Origin of the sequence: Testudinibacter aquarius (assembly GCF_004342725.1) — a bacterium.
Lineage (GTDB): Bacteria > Pseudomonadota > Gammaproteobacteria > Enterobacterales > Pasteurellaceae > Chelonobacter > Chelonobacter aquarius.
In genome coordinates, this window is record NZ_SMCP01000002.1 from 209,499 (window position 1) to 226,348 (window position 16,850).

At 47.4% G+C, this 16,850-nt stretch carries 18 protein-coding genes; 12 read left to right on the plus strand and 6 right to left on the minus strand.

What is annotated here, in order from left to right:
• Window positions 1-59 precede the first annotated feature (59 nt).
• From coaBC to EDC16_RS02825, 6 genes are all read left to right on the plus strand, one after another.
• Window positions 60-1,277, plus strand: coding sequence for a bifunctional phosphopantothenoylcysteine decarboxylase/phosphopantothenate--cysteine ligase CoaBC (gene coaBC / locus EDC16_RS02800; RefSeq protein WP_132965188.1), 1,218 nt, complete (start codon window positions 60-62; stop codon window positions 1,275-1,277).
• Between the two features lie 29 nt (window positions 1,278-1,306).
• Entirely contained in the window at window positions 1,307-1,762 is a 456-nt protein-coding gene (gene dut / locus EDC16_RS02805; RefSeq protein ID WP_132965190.1) for a dUTP diphosphatase, read from the plus strand.
• 6 nt (window positions 1,763-1,768) lie between these two features.
• Window positions 1,769-2,386, plus strand: a complete 618-nt coding sequence (slmA, locus tag EDC16_RS02810; protein ID WP_132965192.1) for a nucleoid occlusion factor SlmA — start codon at window positions 1,769-1,771, stop codon at window positions 2,384-2,386.
• A gap of 7 nt (window positions 2,387-2,393) precedes the next feature.
• A complete protein-coding gene (locus EDC16_RS02815; protein ID WP_132965194.1) occupies window positions 2,394-2,618 on the plus strand; it encodes a YheU family protein in 225 nt (74 codons plus the stop codon).
• A gap of 44 nt (window positions 2,619-2,662) precedes the next feature.
• Window positions 2,663-3,307 (plus strand): cAMP-activated global transcriptional regulator CRP, encoded by a 645-nt coding sequence (gene crp, locus EDC16_RS02820; RefSeq protein ID WP_132965196.1) that lies wholly within the window; start codon window positions 2,663-2,665, stop codon window positions 3,305-3,307.
• Between the two features lie 176 nt (window positions 3,308-3,483).
• Window positions 3,484-4,245, plus strand: coding sequence for a class I SAM-dependent methyltransferase (locus EDC16_RS02825; protein ID WP_132965199.1), 762 nt, complete (start codon window positions 3,484-3,486; stop codon window positions 4,243-4,245).
• A 60-nt stretch (window positions 4,246-4,305) separates the two neighbouring features.
• On the opposite strand, the gene tsaA is transcribed toward EDC16_RS02825, so the two are convergent.
• The gene (gene tsaA / locus EDC16_RS02830; protein WP_132965201.1) at window positions 4,306-5,055 is read right to left on the minus strand and encodes a tRNA (N6-threonylcarbamoyladenosine(37)-N6)-methyltransferase TrmO; all 750 of its coding nucleotides are present in this window, start codon (window positions 5,053-5,055) and stop codon (window positions 4,306-4,308) included.
• A gap of 194 nt (window positions 5,056-5,249) precedes the next feature.
• On the opposite strand from tsaA, the gene EDC16_RS02835 reads away from it, so the two are divergent.
• From EDC16_RS02835 to EDC16_RS02845, 3 genes are all read left to right on the plus strand, one after another.
• A complete protein-coding gene (locus EDC16_RS02835) occupies window positions 5,250-6,170 on the plus strand; it encodes a 1,4-dihydroxy-2-naphthoate polyprenyltransferase (protein ID WP_132965203.1) in 921 nt (306 codons plus the stop codon).
• Window positions 6,171-6,238: 68 nt separating this feature from the next.
• Window positions 6,239-6,754 (plus strand): ribonuclease E activity regulator RraA, encoded by a 516-nt coding sequence (gene rraA, locus EDC16_RS02840; RefSeq protein WP_132965205.1) that lies wholly within the window; start codon window positions 6,239-6,241, stop codon window positions 6,752-6,754.
• 264 nt (window positions 6,755-7,018) lie between these two features.
• Window positions 7,019-8,431 carry a DASS family sodium-coupled anion symporter gene (locus EDC16_RS02845; RefSeq protein WP_132965207.1) on the plus strand — a complete coding sequence of 471 codons (1,413 nt, stop codon included), beginning with the start codon at window positions 7,019-7,021 and terminating at the stop codon, window positions 8,429-8,431.
• Between the two features lie 159 nt (window positions 8,432-8,590).
• Here the strand turns inward: EDC16_RS02845 and EDC16_RS02850 are convergent, their stop codons facing one another.
• From EDC16_RS02850 to EDC16_RS02860, 3 genes are read right to left on the minus strand one after another with little or no spacing between them, the layout of a single operon-like run.
• A complete protein-coding gene (locus tag EDC16_RS02850) occupies window positions 8,591-9,157 on the minus strand; it encodes an aminotransferase class IV family protein (RefSeq protein WP_132965209.1) in 567 nt (188 codons plus the stop codon).
• Window positions 9,157-10,161 (minus strand): aminodeoxychorismate synthase component I, encoded by a 1,005-nt coding sequence (locus EDC16_RS02855; protein WP_416069066.1) that lies wholly within the window; start codon window positions 10,159-10,161, stop codon window positions 9,157-9,159. Before EDC16_RS02855 ends, EDC16_RS02850 begins: the two co-directional genes overlap by 1 nt.
• A complete protein-coding gene (locus EDC16_RS02860; protein WP_416069068.1) occupies window positions 10,158-10,769 on the minus strand; it encodes a Maf family protein in 612 nt (203 codons plus the stop codon). Before EDC16_RS02860 ends, EDC16_RS02855 begins: the two co-directional genes overlap by 4 nt.
• An 88-nt stretch (window positions 10,770-10,857) precedes the next feature.
• Between EDC16_RS02860 and EDC16_RS02865 the strand changes: the two genes are divergently transcribed.
• Window positions 10,858-12,471: a DNA recombination protein RmuC gene (locus EDC16_RS02865; protein WP_132965213.1), complete on the plus strand. Its 1,614-nt coding sequence runs from the start codon at window positions 10,858-10,860 to the stop codon at window positions 12,469-12,471.
• Window positions 12,472-12,513: 42 nt separating this feature from the next.
• Here the strand turns inward: EDC16_RS02865 and miaE are convergent, their stop codons facing one another.
• Together miaE and EDC16_RS02875 are read right to left on the minus strand one after the other, a co-directional pair.
• Window positions 12,514-13,272, minus strand: coding sequence for a tRNA isopentenyl-2-thiomethyl-A-37 hydroxylase MiaE (gene miaE, locus EDC16_RS02870; protein ID WP_132965215.1), 759 nt, complete (start codon window positions 13,270-13,272; stop codon window positions 12,514-12,516).
• Between the two features lie 109 nt (window positions 13,273-13,381).
• Window positions 13,382-14,428, minus strand: coding sequence for an extracellular solute-binding protein (locus EDC16_RS02875; protein WP_132965217.1), 1,047 nt, complete (start codon window positions 14,426-14,428; stop codon window positions 13,382-13,384).
• Window positions 14,429-14,761: 333 nt separating this feature from the next.
• Here EDC16_RS02875 and EDC16_RS02880 point away from each other — a divergent pair, with 333 nt between their 5' ends.
• Window positions 14,762-15,130 carry a DUF411 domain-containing protein gene (locus tag EDC16_RS02880; protein ID WP_232517210.1) on the plus strand — a complete coding sequence of 123 codons (369 nt, stop codon included), beginning with the start codon at window positions 14,762-14,764 and terminating at the stop codon, window positions 15,128-15,130.
• Window positions 15,131-15,142: 12 nt separating this feature from the next.
• On the plus strand, window positions 15,143-16,663 hold the full coding sequence (locus EDC16_RS02885) for a multicopper oxidase family protein (protein ID WP_232517209.1): 1,521 nt from the start codon (window positions 15,143-15,145) through the stop codon (window positions 16,661-16,663).
• Window positions 16,664-16,850 lie beyond the last annotated feature (187 nt).

Genomic DNA, 16,850 nt, shown 5'->3' on the forward strand with positions numbered 1-16,850 from the left:
AAAATTCCAGTAAAATAGTGCAAATTGATTAACAGAAATCACAACTTGAGAACCTCGCCATGTCGGAATTAAACGGAAAACGCATTGTCGTCGGTATCAGCGGCGGAATTGCTGCCTATAAAAGCATAGAACTGATCCGCTTGTTACGCAAAAGCCATGCCGAAGTACGGGTGGTGTTGACCGAAGCGGCAACTCACTTTGTCACGCCGCTGACCTTGCAGGCAATTTCCGCTAATCCGGTGGCGGATTCGCTGCTGGATCCACAAGCCGAGTTGGCAATGGGGCATATTGAATTGGCAAAATGGGCAGACTGTATCGTGATTGCCCCTGCTACTGCCGATTTGCTGGCACGCCTTGCTGTCGGCATTGCCAATGATCTGTTGACGACGATTTGCCTTGCCAGTGCAGCCCCGATTTTGTTAGCACCGGCAATGAATCAACAGATGTATCGCCAAGCCGTCGTGCAGCAAAATTTATCCTTGTTGCAACAACGTGGCTTGAAACTGATTGGACCCAATGACGGTGAGCAAGCTTGTGGTGATGTCGGTGCCGGGCGTATGTCTGAACCGCATGAAATTTTCAACCACATTCAAACCGCACTTTCAACCGAGCAGCCATTTAAAGGCCTAAAAGTGACCATCACCGCCGGTCCGACGCGCGAAGCGATCGATCCGGTGCGTTTTATCAGTAATCACAGTTCCGGTAAAATGGGATTTGCTTTAGCGCGTGCTTTTGCCGAACAAGGCGCACAAGTCAGTTTGGTGGCCGGTCCGGTCAATTTGGCTACGCCACAAAATGTACGGCGCTACGATGTGGAATCGGCACAACAGATGCACGATGTCACCTTATCCCTGGCGCCACAGCAAGATATTGTGATCGGCTGCGCTGCAGTGGCGGACTATCGCATGCAAACCGTTGCCGAGCAAAAACTGAAAAAAACCGATGACAGTGAGCAACTGGTGTTAACCTTAGTCAAAAATCCGGATATCATCGCTGCGGTCGCAGCACTATCAGCACAGCGCCCGTTTGTGGTCGGCTTCGCTGCCGAAACACAAGCGGTGCTGGATTATGCGGCGCAAAAACTGCAACGCAAAAATCTGGACATGATCTGTGCCAACGATGTTGCACTGCAAGGACAGGGTTTCAACAGTGAACACAATGCCTTAACCGTGCTGTGGAAAGGCGGGCAACAGCAGCTGCCACTCAGTGATAAATATAGCTTGAGCCAAAAACTGGCGGCATTGATCGTACAGCAATATCGTGCTAGCCAAAGCTAAAATAACAACATAAAAACGAGAATATAAAAATGAAAAAAATCGACATTAAAATTTTGGATTCACGCATCGGCAGCGAATTTCCGCTACCAAGTTATGCCACGCCCGGATCTGCCGGTTTGGATCTACGCGCCTTGCTGACTGAACAGATCACTTTACAACCGGGTGAAACTCAACTGATCCCGACCGGTTTATCAATTTACGTTGCCGACCCCAATTTGGCAGCAGTTATCCTGCCTCGTTCCGGCTTGGGACATAAAAATGGTATTGTATTGGGCAATTTGGTCGGTCTGATCGACTCCGATTATCAAGGGCCGTTAATGGTGTCATTGTGGAATCGTGGCAATACACCTTTCACGGTAGAGGTAGGGGATCGCATTGCACAACTGGTGTTTGTGCCGGTGGTGCAGGCTGAATTTAACGTTGTCACCGAATTCGACCAGACCGAACGCGGCAGCGGCGGTTTCGGGCATTCTGGTAAACAATAAACCGCAATGAGTAGTTCTGTAAACAACAGCCCGTCGGCAAAACGCTCAATTAAAGAGCGGCGTAAACAGGTGCTGACCGTACTGGCGCATATGCTGCATTCCGACAAAGGCATGGAGCGCATCACCACCGCCCGTTTAGCGCAAGAGATCGGCGTGTCCGAAGCCGCACTTTATCGCTATTACCCGAGCAAAACCAAGATGTTCGAAGCGTTGATCGATCTGATTGAAGAGAATCTGCTGCACCGCATCAAGCAGTCGATAAAAAACGATACCGATACCGTGACTCGCATTCATAATATTATGCAAATGATTCTGGATTTTGCACGTAAGAATCCGGGCATGACCCGAGTGCTGAGCGGACATGCGTTAATGTTTGAAGATCCGGCGCTCAAAGTGCGGGTCGTCAAATTTTTTGACGGTCTGGAATTGCAATTCAACAATATTTTACAGATGCAGCGCTTACGCAACGGTAAAGCATTTGAAATTGATGAAAAAGTGATCGCAGCTCATCTGGTGACCTTTTGCGAAGGGCAATTTTTACGCTATGTACGCACCAATTTCCGTCGCAGCAACCACAGTGAATTTGCACAACAATGGCCGTTATTTGCGTCCTTGTTAAAATAGCGTTACTATGATCATTCCATGGCAAGCATTAGCAGCAGAAACCCTCGACAATATCTTGGAATCTTTTGTGCTGCGTGAGGGAACTGATTACGGTGCAATCGAGCTGACACTGGCACAAAAAAAGGCACAGCTACGTCGCCAACTGGAAGCAGGCAATGCCGTATTAGTGTGGTCAGAGCTACACCAATCGATTGATATAAAAGATAAAAAATTATTTTTACAAGCACAATAAGCCGTATCGTTTAGAATACAGCAACATCGTTAAAAGAGGCATTTATGCAAGATCAATTTGCAACAAAACCAACATCTTCAGATCCAACATTAGAGTGGTTTCTTTCTCATTGCCATATCCATAAATATCCGTCGAAAAGCACCTTGATTCACGCCGGTGAAAAGGCCGAAACGTTATACTATTTAATCAAAGGCACAGTTTCGGTATCGATTAAAGATGAAGACGGCAAAGAGATGATTCTTTCATATCTGAATCAAGGGGATTTTGTCGGCGAAATCGGGCTGTTTGAACAAGAAAGCGAACGCACTGCTTGGGTGCGAGCCAAAACCACTTGTGAGGTGGCAGAGATTTCCTATAAAAAATTCCGCCAACTGATTCAAATCAATCCTGAAGTGCTAATGTACCTTTCGACTCAGCTGGCAAGACGCTTGCAACACACTTCCAAACAAGTCAGCAATCTGGCGTTTTTGGATGTGACCGGACGCATTGCACAAACGCTGCTAAATTTAGCCAGAATGCCGGAAGCCATGACACACCCTGATGGCATGCAAATCAAGATTACTCGTCAGGAAATCGGACAAATCGTCGGCTGCTCGCGCGAAACCGTCGGTCGAATTCTTAAAATGCTGGAAGATCAAAACCTGATCTCGGCACACGGTAAAACCATTGTGGTGTACGGCACCCGCTAAGACCGCACTTTATCATGTTAGAAGCCTTGCAGGGCGTGCTCTGCGGGGCTTTTTTATTGTTTAAAGATAATAACAATTTTCATTTGTCAAACACGCTGTACTTCTTTATGATAATACTTATTTAAAATATATCTTTAATCTGAGTCCAGAAGAATAAAAGGTGTGAAGGTGTGAATATGAAAAAAGAGGAAGTCGGACACAATTTTTTGGCACGCTTAGGCAAAACCCGCTTGCGTCCGGGCGGGCGACGTGCCACCGAATGGCTGATTGAACACGGTAACTTCAATTCTGACAGCCAAGTGCTGGAAGTGGCGTGCAATATGGCGACCACCGCGATCGGTTTGGCAAAGCAATACGGTTGCCAAATCACCGCTGTGGACTTGGACGAACAAGCATTAAGCAAAGCCGAAGCCAATATTCAACGGCACGGCTTGCAAGATAAAATCCACCTCCAGCGTGCCAATGCCACCAAATTACCGTTTGACGACAACTGTTTTGATGTGGTGATCAACGAAGCGATGCTGACCATGTTACCGCTGGAAGCGAAGCGCAAAGCCGTCAGTGAATATTTTCGCGTGCTGAAACCGGGTGGCGTATTGCTGACCCATGATGTAATGCTGACCCGTGATGACGACCCTGAAATCATCCAAGCGCTGCGTCATGCGATTAATATAACCGTCACACCGCTGAGCCAAGCAAACTGGCAAAAGCTGTTTCTGGAGTGCGGTTTTTCCCGTTGTGAATCGATTCATGACCGTATGACGCTATTGTCGCCAATCGGCATGATTTATGATGAAGGCATCGGCGGCACATTCAACATTGTACGTAATGCCCTAAAACCGCAAAATTTTCCAACCTTTAAGAAGATGTTTAAGCTGTTCAATGACCCACAACAGCGGCTGAATTTTATTGCGGTATGCAGCTATAAAGCCGAATAACTAATCCAAATAACTCGCGACCGCACTTTTCTAATCGCCTTTTTCTAACCGCACTTTCAACTAAAAAGTGCGGTTTTCCACTTCAATTGCAACCACTTCGGCGCTGTTGTTTGCTACAAAACGGAAACGGACGTTGAATTGCCAGATGCTGATGCCGTAAATCCGCTCACTGTAGTTGCGATCGCCACTTTGTTGCTGATAAGCCGGGCGTGGATCTTGTTCAATCAGTTGGCGGATAAAACGTTGTAGGTTCGGGTAATCGTATTGTTGCTGTATAAACGCCTCCACATCGGGGGCAAACCGCACTTGGATCTCGCTGCTTGGTTTGGTTTGGGCAAAACCACTGACGGCATTCGGTTCGCTATCGGCGTAAGCAAGATAGGGCTTGATATCCAGAATCGGTGTGCCGTTGACTAAGTCGATGCTGCCGACCTGTAACCGCACTTTGCCCTGATCTATTTGGATGGCGTCCAATCGCACTTTGGATAAGCCGATTGGATTCGGACGATGGGTGGCGCGCGAGGCGAACACACCAACCCGCCGATTGCCGCCTAGGCGTGGCGGGCGCACAGTAGGCTGCCATTTATCGGTAGCAATCCGGTCAAACTGAAAAATCAGCCACAAATGGCTGAACTGTTCTAAACCTCGCACCGTTTCGGGCTGATTATAGGGCGGTAACAGCTCGATGATACCACTACCGTCCAACACTAAATCCGGCTGACGTGGCACGGCAAACTTTTCGTTATACGGCGTACGTGCCACTGCCACCGGTTGCAGTTGTAATGCAGAAAATACCAAATCCGCAGCCATTCTGGATTTTTCCTCTTAAAAAAACATGAAAATACCCGTCCAAATCAAAACACGGGGGAAATTTTGGCATATAATACCACTCAAACGATTATAAATGGTGAAATTGAGTGTGGTGGATAACCGCACTTTTATTTTTTATTAGCGTCTATAGCTCAAACTATAGACAAACATCAGCAGACCCTAAAATGGTAACGATGGACAAAACCTCTTTAAAAATGTGGCTGGAAACCGCCCGACCAAAAACCTTGCCACTGGCGTTGGCATCGATTGTCAGCGGCTCGGCGTTGGCAAAATGGAATGGTAGTTTCAGTTTGCCGATTCTGTTACTGTCGATTTTGACCGCACTTTTATTGCAGATCGTCTCCAATTTCGCCAATGATTACGGCGATCACCTCAAAGGCTCCGACACGGCCGAGCGCATCGGACCATTGCGCGGTATTCAACATGGGGTGATCAGCCCTAAGCAACTTAAAATCGGACTGATTTTAGTTATTCTAGCCACCTTATGTTGCGGTTCAGCGCTGATTCTGCTCGCCACCGAAAGTTGGCAGGATTTGATCGCCTTTGCAGTGTTGGGTGTGGTGGCGGTGCTGGCATCAATCACCTACACCATCGGGCGCAAACCCTATGGTTATTTAGGTCTGGGTGATATTTCGGTGTTAATCTTTTTTGGTTGGCTCGGTGTGGGCGGCAGTTATTATCTGCAAATTCACCGCCTCGACTTTCCGGTGTTGATGGTCGCCACCGCTTGTGGTTTGCTGGCGACCGCCGTGTTGAATATCAACAATCTGCGCGACATCGAACAGGATCGCAAAGTCGGCAAAAATACCCTTGCGGTGCGGCTGGGTGATAAGCCCGCTAAAATTTACCACTGCTGGCTGCTTGCCTGCGCCATGGGACTATATTTGGCGTTTGCTCTGCTCTATTTTCCGCACTGGTTCGGTGCGTTGCCAATCTTAACCTTTCCGCTGCTGATCAAACACGCTTGGACGGTATTTCATGCCGAGCAGCCGCAACAACTTCGTCCGATGTTAGCGCAAATGTCACTGCTGGCGCTGTCGGTTAACCTGCTATTTAGCGCCGGATTACTGCTGTCAAGCGGGTTTAATTGGTAATTTTTATGTTTCCTGTTTATACTAGCGACTGATGTGCTGATGATTTATTATCGATTAAGGATAGGGCTATGCGTATTGACACCTCAGAATTATGTGACATTTATCAAGATCAAATTGACGTGGTAGAGCCGATTTTTTCCAGCTTTGGTGGAAAAACCAGTTTCTGTGGCAAAGTCACCACCGTAAAATGCTTTGAAAGCAACGGGTTGATTGAAGAAGTCTTAGAAGAAGATGGTCTGGGACGGGTGTTGTTGATTGATGGCGGTGGCTCGGTCCGTCGCGCCTTGATCGATGCAGACTTGGCGCAGCTGGCAGCGGACAACGATTGGGAAGGCATTATCGTTTATGGTGCGGTTCGTCAGCTGGATATTTTGGAAAATCTAGACCTTGGCATTCATGCCTTGGCACCGATTCCGGTGTCTGCCGATGATAAAACCCTAGGCGAAACCGATGTGCCGATCAATTTCGGTGGCGTCTCGTTCCTACCGGAAGATTATGTGTATGCCGACTTAACCGGTATTATCTTATCGCCGGAGCCGTTGGAACTCAATGTGGAAACCACAACCCCCGCTTTTGAAGACTAATGAAGACTAACACGTTGATCAGCCTCTGATTACCACCGGTGACAGGGGCTTTTATCCCTCACACGATTCATCCTCTCAACCGCTAAGCACCACCTAACCAGTGTGTTAACCCTTTTCTTTGTGCCAGTTCACATTTCTGGCAATTGCTTATTTCATATGGTTAATAAAATCGCCACATTCTGCTATATTCAAACCTGATAACCAATAAGACGATTAGGCCGCAGCCTGGAATTGTGCTGAGTATCTGCCGATAAGGAAAACATTATGAGTGACATCAACAAACCCGAGCCATTGCAAAGCGAGATTGAAGAACATACCGTAAGACGTGCCAGCATCATATTTTTAGCTGATATTGTACTATTTTTTATCCTACTGAATGTGTTGCCGTTCGAACCGAATGCAAATAAAGGCTTAGCGCTATTGGTCTTTGTTGGGATTTTATGGCTGACAGAAGCACTGCATGTGACCGTGACCGCACTTTTGGTACCGATTATGGCGATTGCTCTCGGATTGGTTTCCACCACTTCCGCTTTGGCTTCGTTTGCCAATCCAACGATTTTCCTGTTCTTCGGCGGCTTTGCCTTGGCTACCGCATTACATATTCAAGGTTTAGATAAAATTATCGCCAATAAAATCATGAATCTAGCAAAAGGCAAACTATTTTTGGCCGTGATCTACCTGTTCACCACCACCGCATTTTTGTCGATGTGGATGAGCAACACCGCCACCGCTGCAATGATGCTGCCGTTAGCGATGGGAATTTTGAGCAAAATGGATAAAAACCGCGAACACAATACCTATGTTTTCGTGTTACTCGGCATCGCTTACAGCGCCAGTATCGGCGGCATGGGTACTGTGGTCGGCAGTCCGCCAAACGCCATTGTGGCTTCACAGTTGAATATTACCTTTGGGCAATGGATGGCATACGGTTTCCCGACTATGCTGCTGCTGATGCCAATTATGATCGGCACACTCTACATTGTTTTTAAACCTAATTTAAACGCTGCCTTCGAAAAGAATTTTGAAGAAAACGCATTGAACAAAAAACAGTACGTCACCTTGGGTATCTTTGTGGTGATTGCGCTGTGCTGGGTGTTCAGCGGACATCTGAATCCACTCCTCTCTGCCCTGTTTGGTCTAGAGAAAAATATCGCCAGTTTCGACAGCGTGGTGGCTCTGGTTGCCGCCGTGGTGATCTGCGTCACCCGTGTCGCTGCTTGGGACGATATTCAGAAAAATACCGATTGGGGCGTATTAATGCTATTCGGCGGTGGTTTGACCCTAAGTGCGGTGCTGCGTGATTCCGGTGCCAGCAAAGTATTGGCAGATCAAGTCGTGAACATTATTGAAGGTGGGCATTTCTATATCATCGGCTTAGTGGTTGCCGCGTTTATCATCTTCTTGACCGAATTCACCTCAAACACTGCCAGTGCGGCATTATTGGTACCGATCTTTATTTCTATTGCCGAAGCTTTAGGCATGCCGCCACTGGGCTTATCGTTAATTATCGGTTTAGGGGCTTCTTGTGCCTTTATGCTACCGGTTGCCACTCCGCCAAATGCGATTGTATTCGGTACCGGTGAGGTGAAACAGAGCGAAATGGTACGTGGCGGATTCTGGTTGAATATTCTTTCCACCTTTATCATCGCAACCATTGCCTATCTGTTCTGGTTCTAGTTGCGATAAGCAACAAATCGACAAAGATATTCCATAAGTCAATGTAGGGCAGATTGCATCTGCCCATTTAAAAATGAATACAAGACCGAGACAATCTGCTCGGACTGTTATAGGGGCTGCTGATCTTTGCCGGCAACAATTTCTGTATGCAATCACAAATTAAACCAATGGATTCAGGGCGTTAATCACCCGCACTTCGTCATAATCCGCTAGCGTGTCGATGGTAATCGAGCGCAATTGAATTTTATTTTCTGCCAACAGTTTCGCCCGTTGGGTTCCTGCCAACAGTGGCGTATCCGGGGTGTACCACACGCCGTTTTGTAATAACACCAAATTGCCGATCGAACAATCCGTCAGTTTGCCGTGTTTGATAATCAAAATTTCATCGCAATTGCCGCGCTGAGCATAAAGTTGATCCAGTAAAGTGCGGTCACTGTATTTCAGGTGGTAGTCGATCGTATCGCAAATCACCGGCTGAAAACGGCGAATCGTGCGGCGTTGATAAGGGAAAAACCGCACTTGCTGCTGCATGGCGTTATAATCCACCCGACAACGCACCACCCCGTGCTGAAATTCCGGTGGCACAATGATTGCGGATAAATCACATGCTTGTACATCCGTATCGGCATAATATTCATGCAATGCCTGTTGGTAGCGCTGCTGGTGATACGCCACATTCTGCAACTGACCGTTTTCGACGGCAATGGTTTCCATTAGCGGCAACATTAATCTACCTTATCCCAGACGATTGGAATATACACTTTTTGCAGCATCTCCTGATATTCGTCTTGCAAACCGCTTTGTGCAGTGATGCCGCCGCCGCTACGAAACAGCAGCTGCTCACCTTGTTTCTGCAAATAGCGGATCAAGACCGCACTTTGCAGATTTTCGCCATCAAAAATGCCGAAAATGCCGCTGTAGTAACCACGTTGGTCCAATTCGGCTTGGCGGATAATGTCGAGCGTTTTCTCTTTCGGTGCACCGCTGATCGAACCAGCCGGCAGCAACTTAAACAACAGATCGCCAATCTGATGTTGCCAATCCGCTGCCAGCTGTCCACAAATTTCCGAGCTGGTTTGTAAAATGGTACCACGTTCGGTTTGCAGCCGCTCAACATAACGAAATCGGCTGACTTCAATTTGCGTTGCTACCATCGACAGATCATTACGAATCAAATCGACGATCGTATTGTGCTCCCACTGCTCTTTTTCCGAGGCCAGTAAACGCTGTTCGGCATTGTCCAGCGCCGCATCAATCGTGCCTTTCATCGGATATGAATAGATTTTATTTTCGGCAGTGGTGACAAAAGATTCCGGCGAAAAACAGACAAACTGATCGTCCCACAGCACTTTAAATGGCGCTTGGCTAAACTGAAAAATTTGTCGCAGACTATAATTGCAATCAAGTGTGGTCGGATAGGTTAAATTCAGCAGATAAGTATTGCCTGCCTGTAGTTCCTGCTGCACGAGCTCAAATCCTTGTCGATAGCGCTCGAAAGAGATTGGGTGGCGGGTCATCTGCAACGGCTCGTTCGGCTTGCCCAACTGCCAATCACGATTGGTTGCGCCTTTAATGTCATAATAAATGCCCTGCGCTGCCGCTTCACGCAACGGCAATACCAACGGATTGCGCTGCTCAAAATCGATCAAAAACAGAAACGGCTGCCGAGTTTGTCCAAAATGGTTGGCTTGCGCAATAGCGGTCTGAGTAGCGTGTTGTCTTGGCATCATCGGGCGTGTTGCGCAGCGAGCAGTGGGTTTGTCAAACCGCACTTATTGATCAACAACTCGCCAGTTTCATAAATCGGCAAACCCATTATTCCGCTGAAACTGCCGCTGATATGGCGTACAAACAGACTGCCGAAACCCTGAATCGCAAACGCACCGGCTTTGTCCATCGGCTCACCGGTTGCGATATACGCCCAAATTTGCTCGTCAGTTAATTGGGAAAAGGTCACCTCACTGGTTTGCAGCACGCTGTGAGTTTGCCCCTGCCAGTGCACACAAACCGCCGTTAACACTTGGTGAGTGCTGCCGGAAAGCCGTTTTAAAATCGCGGCGGCATCTTGCTCTGATTCGGGCTTGCCGATAATCTGCTGCTGCAATGCCACGGTGGTATCTGCGGTCAACAGTGGAAATTCCGGCGTTTTGCCCAACACTTGCAACGCCCGCTGATTTTTCTGCTGCGCCATGCGCAACACATAACATTGCGCTGGTTCATCCGCGAACGGCGTTTCATCAATTTCAGCACTGACTTTGATTAAATTCAGCCCCAATTCTTGCAGCAATTGCCAACGGCGCGGACTGCCCGACGCTAAATAAAGGGTGTTTTGCATAATATAATAGCCGTTTAAGGTAGAGGTACAATTTCGCTAAGTCTGATATTTTGCTTTATAATCGCTGCAAAGAAAAGAGGGAACTGACCAGATGACAGAATTAAACCAAAACCAATGGTTATTGATCTGTGCGGTGCTGACCGCACTTTGCCTACTGCTGTTTTTTATCGCCGTACGGTACAAACGTGACAGCCAAGAGCTGCAACAGGATCTGAATAAAAATATTGATGATTTCAATCAATTGTTGGAAAAATATGACAGCGTGCAACAGTTGCGTGAAACCCTGCAACAGCGCATGATTCAAGCGCAAACCCGCAGCGAAGGGTTGCAACAACGCTTGGAGGAACGCGACGAAAAAATCAGTTATTTGCAACAAGAGTTTGATCAATTACAACAACGCAACGAGAGTATTAACCGCAATATCACCGAACTGAAAGAGCGCTACGGCAGTGCTTCGGCACAAGCACAGAGCCTGCAACAGCAGCTGCTGCACAGCCAAAGTGCGGTCGAACAAAAAGAACAGAGTTTACAACAACAACGCCAACAATTAAGTGAATTGGCACAACAGTTGACCGAGCTGAAAACCACGCTATCAGAAAAAGAGAAAAATTTTGCCGAGCAACAGCATAATTTTGAGCAGAGCAAACAACAACTCTCGGTTGAGTTTCAAAACCTAGCAAACCGAATTCTAGAAGAGAAAAGCCAAGCGTTTCGCCAAAGCAACCAACATTCGATCGACAGCCTGTTGAAGCCGTTCCGCGAGCAGATTGAAAGTTTTCAAAAACGGGTTAATGAGGTGCATTCTGAAGCAATCAAAGGCAATACCGCACTTGAGGGGGAGATCAAAAAAGTGCTGGAGATTGGTCTGTCGATGTCGCAAGAGGCAAATAACCTGACTTCGGCGTTGAAAGGCAGCAAAAAAACCGCCGGTAATTGGGGCGAAATGCAACTGGAACGCAGCCTGCAACTGGCCGGTTTGGTTGCAGGTGATCACTACGCTACCCAAGCCTCATTTCAAGACAGTGACGGCAAGCGCAAACAACCGGATTTTATCGTCAAACTGCCTGACGACAAACATCTGATTATTGATAGCAAAGTCTCGTTGGTGGACTATGAAAGAGCGGTCGGCAGCGAAGAAGAGGAGCAGCAACAGCATTACCTGAGTGAGCATGTTAAAGCGATCCGCAATCACATCAATGAGTTGTCTAACAAAGATTACAGCAACCTGATCGGCATGCGCAGCCCCAATTTTGTGTTGATGTTTATCCCGATTGAGCCGGCGTATATCGAGGCAATGAAACTCGACCGCACGTTGTTTAACGATGCCTATAATAAAAACGTGATTTTAGTGTCGCACACCACCTTAATGCCGATTTTGCGCACGGTGGCGAATTTATGGCGGATTGAACGTGGCAACAGTGAAGCGCGTGAAATCAGCGAACGCGCCGGCGAGCTGTATAACCAAGTCAGTCTGCTGGCAGAACGGCTGCAAAAACTGGGCGGCTCGCTCACTGCCGCCAATAACCACTACAATAATACCGTTACCGCACTGGTCGGCAATCAGGGCTTATACGGCAAAGTGGAACGGTTCAAAACCCTGTCGGCAAAAGTGACCAAAACCTTGCCGGAAGTGGAAACGCTGCAAAGCAATATTGAAACCGACCGCTTAGTTATTTTGCTTGATGAGCAAATAACCGGCGAGTAAGGCGATGACAGCAAGTGCGGTCAAACCGCACTTGCGTGGTTGTTATGCGCTTGGTACGCCCGAGTGAAACTTAAATTCATCGTCAGGCGTGCTAATCAGTTCCGCTTCCACCCGGGCAAAATGTGCCACCCGTGCGCTAATGTCTTGTGCGGCGATCTGCTGGGCGAGGGTCAGGTAATCTTCGTAATGGCGTGCTTCCGAACGCAACAGAGAAACATAAAATTTCTCTAATTGCGCATCTAAATAGGGCGCAAGTTTGGCGAAGCGTTCGCAAGAGCGGGCCTCAATAAATGCGCCGATAATCAGTTTGTCCACCAGCGTATGCGGTTCGTGATTAATCACCTCACGCATCAAACCTTTGGCATAACGCCCGGCGCTGATGTTTTCCAGCTCAATACCACGTTGTTCGATAATTTCCAACACCTGATAAAAATGGTGCAACTCTTCTTTGATCAACAGCACCATTTTATCAATGATCTCTGCCGCATACGGCTGATCGCTGCGTGGTTCGATTTTCTTGGTGATCTGACTTTTGCCTTTTAAACTGTTGAGATCGCCGATTTTACGGTAAGCAAAGTCTTCGTAAGGCTTCATCCATAGCAATAGATTTTGATTGCTTTCGCTGTCAGCAGCATATTTGCGTAATAAAAACATCGCCGATTGTGCGGCTTTCAGCTCGCATAGCATGTGATCTTGCAGAATTATGCTGAGATTTTTCGGCTTTTTGGCTTCCTCAATCCATGCGTCGGGGGTTTCACATTGCAGAAATTGCTGAATCGGGGCTAATAGGTGTTGGTACATAATCAGTTCACTTTTTATTCTGTCTTTTTCGGCTGTATTTCAGCAGTAAGGGCGATTTACAGCCGCTCTTGCGTTGATTAGGGCAGAGACAATCTGCCCCTATATTACATTAATGGGCTTTCAGCAAATTCCAATATTTTTCATAAATATCAATCGCTTCGCCCACATCGGCTTGCAACACGCCGTTTTCGATTTCGGCCGCCGATGGAAACAAGGTCGGGTCGTTAGCATCGGCTTCGCTCAGCAATGCTTTGACCCCGTTATTCGGCATTGAGAAGCCCATGCTTTCAATCACCACTTTGGCGCTTTGCGGGCGCAGCATAAAGTCGATAAATTGGTAGGCAGCATCAGGATTTTTAGCGCCTTTCGGGATGGCATAGTTATCCATCCAGAAAATGGCGCCCTCTTTGGGGTAAACAAAACGAATATCTGAATTTTCGTGGTGGGCGCGAAAAGCGGAACCGTTCCAGATCATGCCGATATCCACTTCACCTTGTAAATACGGCACTTCCGGCGAATCGGAATTAAACGCAACCACATTCGGAATCAATGTTTTCAGTAATTGGTATGCCTGTTCAATTTCGGCTTCGTCAGTGGTGTTTGGCGAGAAGCCCAATAATAGCAAGGCAATATGAAAAACTTCGCGTGAATCTGCGGTCAGCAACACTTTGCCTTTATATTCCGGACGCCACAAATCCCGCCAACTGGTGACCGCACTTGGCTCAATTTCGGCGGCATTCAAGCCGATGCCGGTCAAGCCGTAAACATACGGCAGGGAATAGTGGTTTTGCGGATCAAACGGTTTGTCCAATAACGCTTGGCTGATGTTGTTCAAATTGCGTAATTTGCTTTTGTCCAGCGGCTGCAACATATTTTCCTGCGCCATTTTGCCGATATAATAACTGGACGGAAACACCAAATCGTAGCCGCTGCTTTTCATCAGCTTCATTTTAGAATACATCTCTTCATTGCTTTCAAAGGTCGAATAAATCACCTCAATGCCGGTCTCTTTGGTGAAATCCGCCAGCAATTTGGACGGAATATATTCGGTCCAGTTATACACATAGAGTTTTTGGGCAAACAGCGAAGTGCTGAAAAGGGCGAGTGTAGCGATCAGAGCGGATTTAAGTATGCGGCAAGCCAATAGTTTTTTCAATTTTCAAGTCCTCCAAAGCCTTCATTGCAAGGCTGCAACTATAAAAAGTGCGGTTAGTCAATTAACTGCGCAGAGTATAGCAAGAGCAGCCTGATTTATCTAACCGATTTTCACCCGATAGTGATATCGGCTAAATTCATGCTATTTTTATACTTCTTTTGCGATTGTTGGGGTTATATCAATATTTGTCTGTAACGCTTCATGGCATAATATGCGCATTGATATTTTACGAGGAGAAACCCAATGTATTCAAGGTTGAAAACACATTTGCTCTATAGCTTGAGTCTTTTTTGTTTGCTCGTTAGCACACCGGTGATAGCGGAAAACCTAAAAATGACTGTTTGGAAAGATCCTTACTGCGGCTGTTGTGTCGAATGGGTAGACTATCTGCAAGCCAACGGCTTTGAGATTGAGGTAATCGAATCGCTGCGCATCGGCGTACGCGAAAAATTAGGCATTGATATGCAATACTCCTCCTGCCATACCGCGCAAATCGGCGATTATGTGATTGAAGGCCATGTGCCGGCAGAAGACATCAAACGCTTGCTGGCAGAAAAACCGGATGCTGTCGGATTAGCCGTGCCGGGCATGCCGATCGGCTCTCCGGGCATGGACAATCCGCTATATGGCGGACAAAAAGATCGTTACCATGTGCTGTTGCTGCTCAAAGACGGCAGTAGTGTCATTTATAACAGCTACTGATGAGGAGAGTTTATGAACAGTATCAAACGTCGTGATTTTTTGCGCTACAGCATTGCGCTCGGTTTAGCCACCCACTATGGCTGGGTGGCGGCTACCCCACATATGCACCATGGTGAGATGATGTCACCAAATATGGGCGGCATCGGTGCGATACAAGCTGCGGATCTGCCATTGATGCCACCATCAGCCATGCCGAGTGGACAGCCACTCTCTCCACTGGTGCAATTGGCAAACCAAAGTGATCAAAGTGCGGTTTTTGAAGCCGATCTGGAAGCCAAGGTGGTCGAGATGGAACTGGCAGGCGGCAAAAAGACCGAAGTCTGGGCGTATAACGGGCAGCTGCCCGGCCCGCAAATTGTGGTCAACGAAGGCGATACAGTACGTATTCGCTTTAAAAACAGCTTGTCACAACCGACGACGATCCATTGGCACGGACTAGCCGTGCCGGAAGCACAAGACGGCAATCCGCAGGATGAGGTTCTGCCCGGACAAACACGGTTGTATGAGTTTAAAATTGCTGAAAATAGTGCCGGAACTTACTGGTATCACCCACACCCGCACGGTTTGGTCGCCGAGCAGGTTTATATGGGGCTGGCAGGTAGTTTGATCATCAAAAGCAAAACCGATCCGTTCGCCCATTTGCAAGAACAGCATTGGCTGATTTCTGATCTACGCTTGGATCAAGATGGACGCATTCCGCCTAACACTCTTTCAGACTGGATTAACGGTCGCGAGGGCGAGTTTGTGCTGATTAACGCCCAACTCACGCCACAAATCAGCTTGAACGGCAACCAGCGGCTGCGTATTTGGAACGCCACCAGTGCCCGTTATTTCCGTTTGCATTTGCCGAATGTCGAGTGGATTGTGGTCGGCACCGACGGCGGTCTGCTGGAAGAGCCGTTGAGCGCCGGCGACGAGTTGTTTTTAGTGCCGGGACAACGGCTGGAAGTGATTCCTCGGATCAGCCAAAATGGAACCGCGACATTAATCAGCCGTTACTATGACCGTCGTAAAATGATGGTACGTGAAGCACCAACCACCTTAACCCTTGCCAAGGTTGAGCTAACACAAACTGATGTCGCATTACCACAGCGGCTACGCACCTTTGCCGCACTGCCGCCGGTTGCAGTAAAACGCACGGTGGTCTTCAGGGAAAGAATGGCGTCAGGCATGAACGGTGATACCGCCGGCATGTTGCAAAATATGTTTTTGGTCAACGATCAAGTTTTTGACATGAAGCGTATTGATTTTGAAGGTAAACAAGGTGAAACCGAAGAGTGGCTGCTGTTTAATTCTTCACATATGGATCATCCGTTCCATATTCACGGCACACAGTTCGAACTGATCAACCGCACGTTGAACGGCGAAACCCGGCAAGAGCCCTATCGTGCCAAACGCGATATCCTGAATTTAAAACCGATGGAAAAAGCGCTGATTCGCTTTGTCCAAACCGAGAAAGGCTTAAAAATGTTCCATTGCCATATTTTAGAACACGAAACCCTCGGTATGATGGCAATGCTACAGGTGAAATAACGATTTTGTCATCGGCGCTTTGAGAAAAAGCAGAAAGTACGCTCGACTTTCTGCTTTTTTAACCAGTGTATTTTACCTAGTAAAACTCAACCATATCGTAATAAAATCACCTTCTCATGCCTAATTGATACATTTATCGGCTGAAAAATCACAAGAATAACGTATAATCCACCGATTATTGATATTA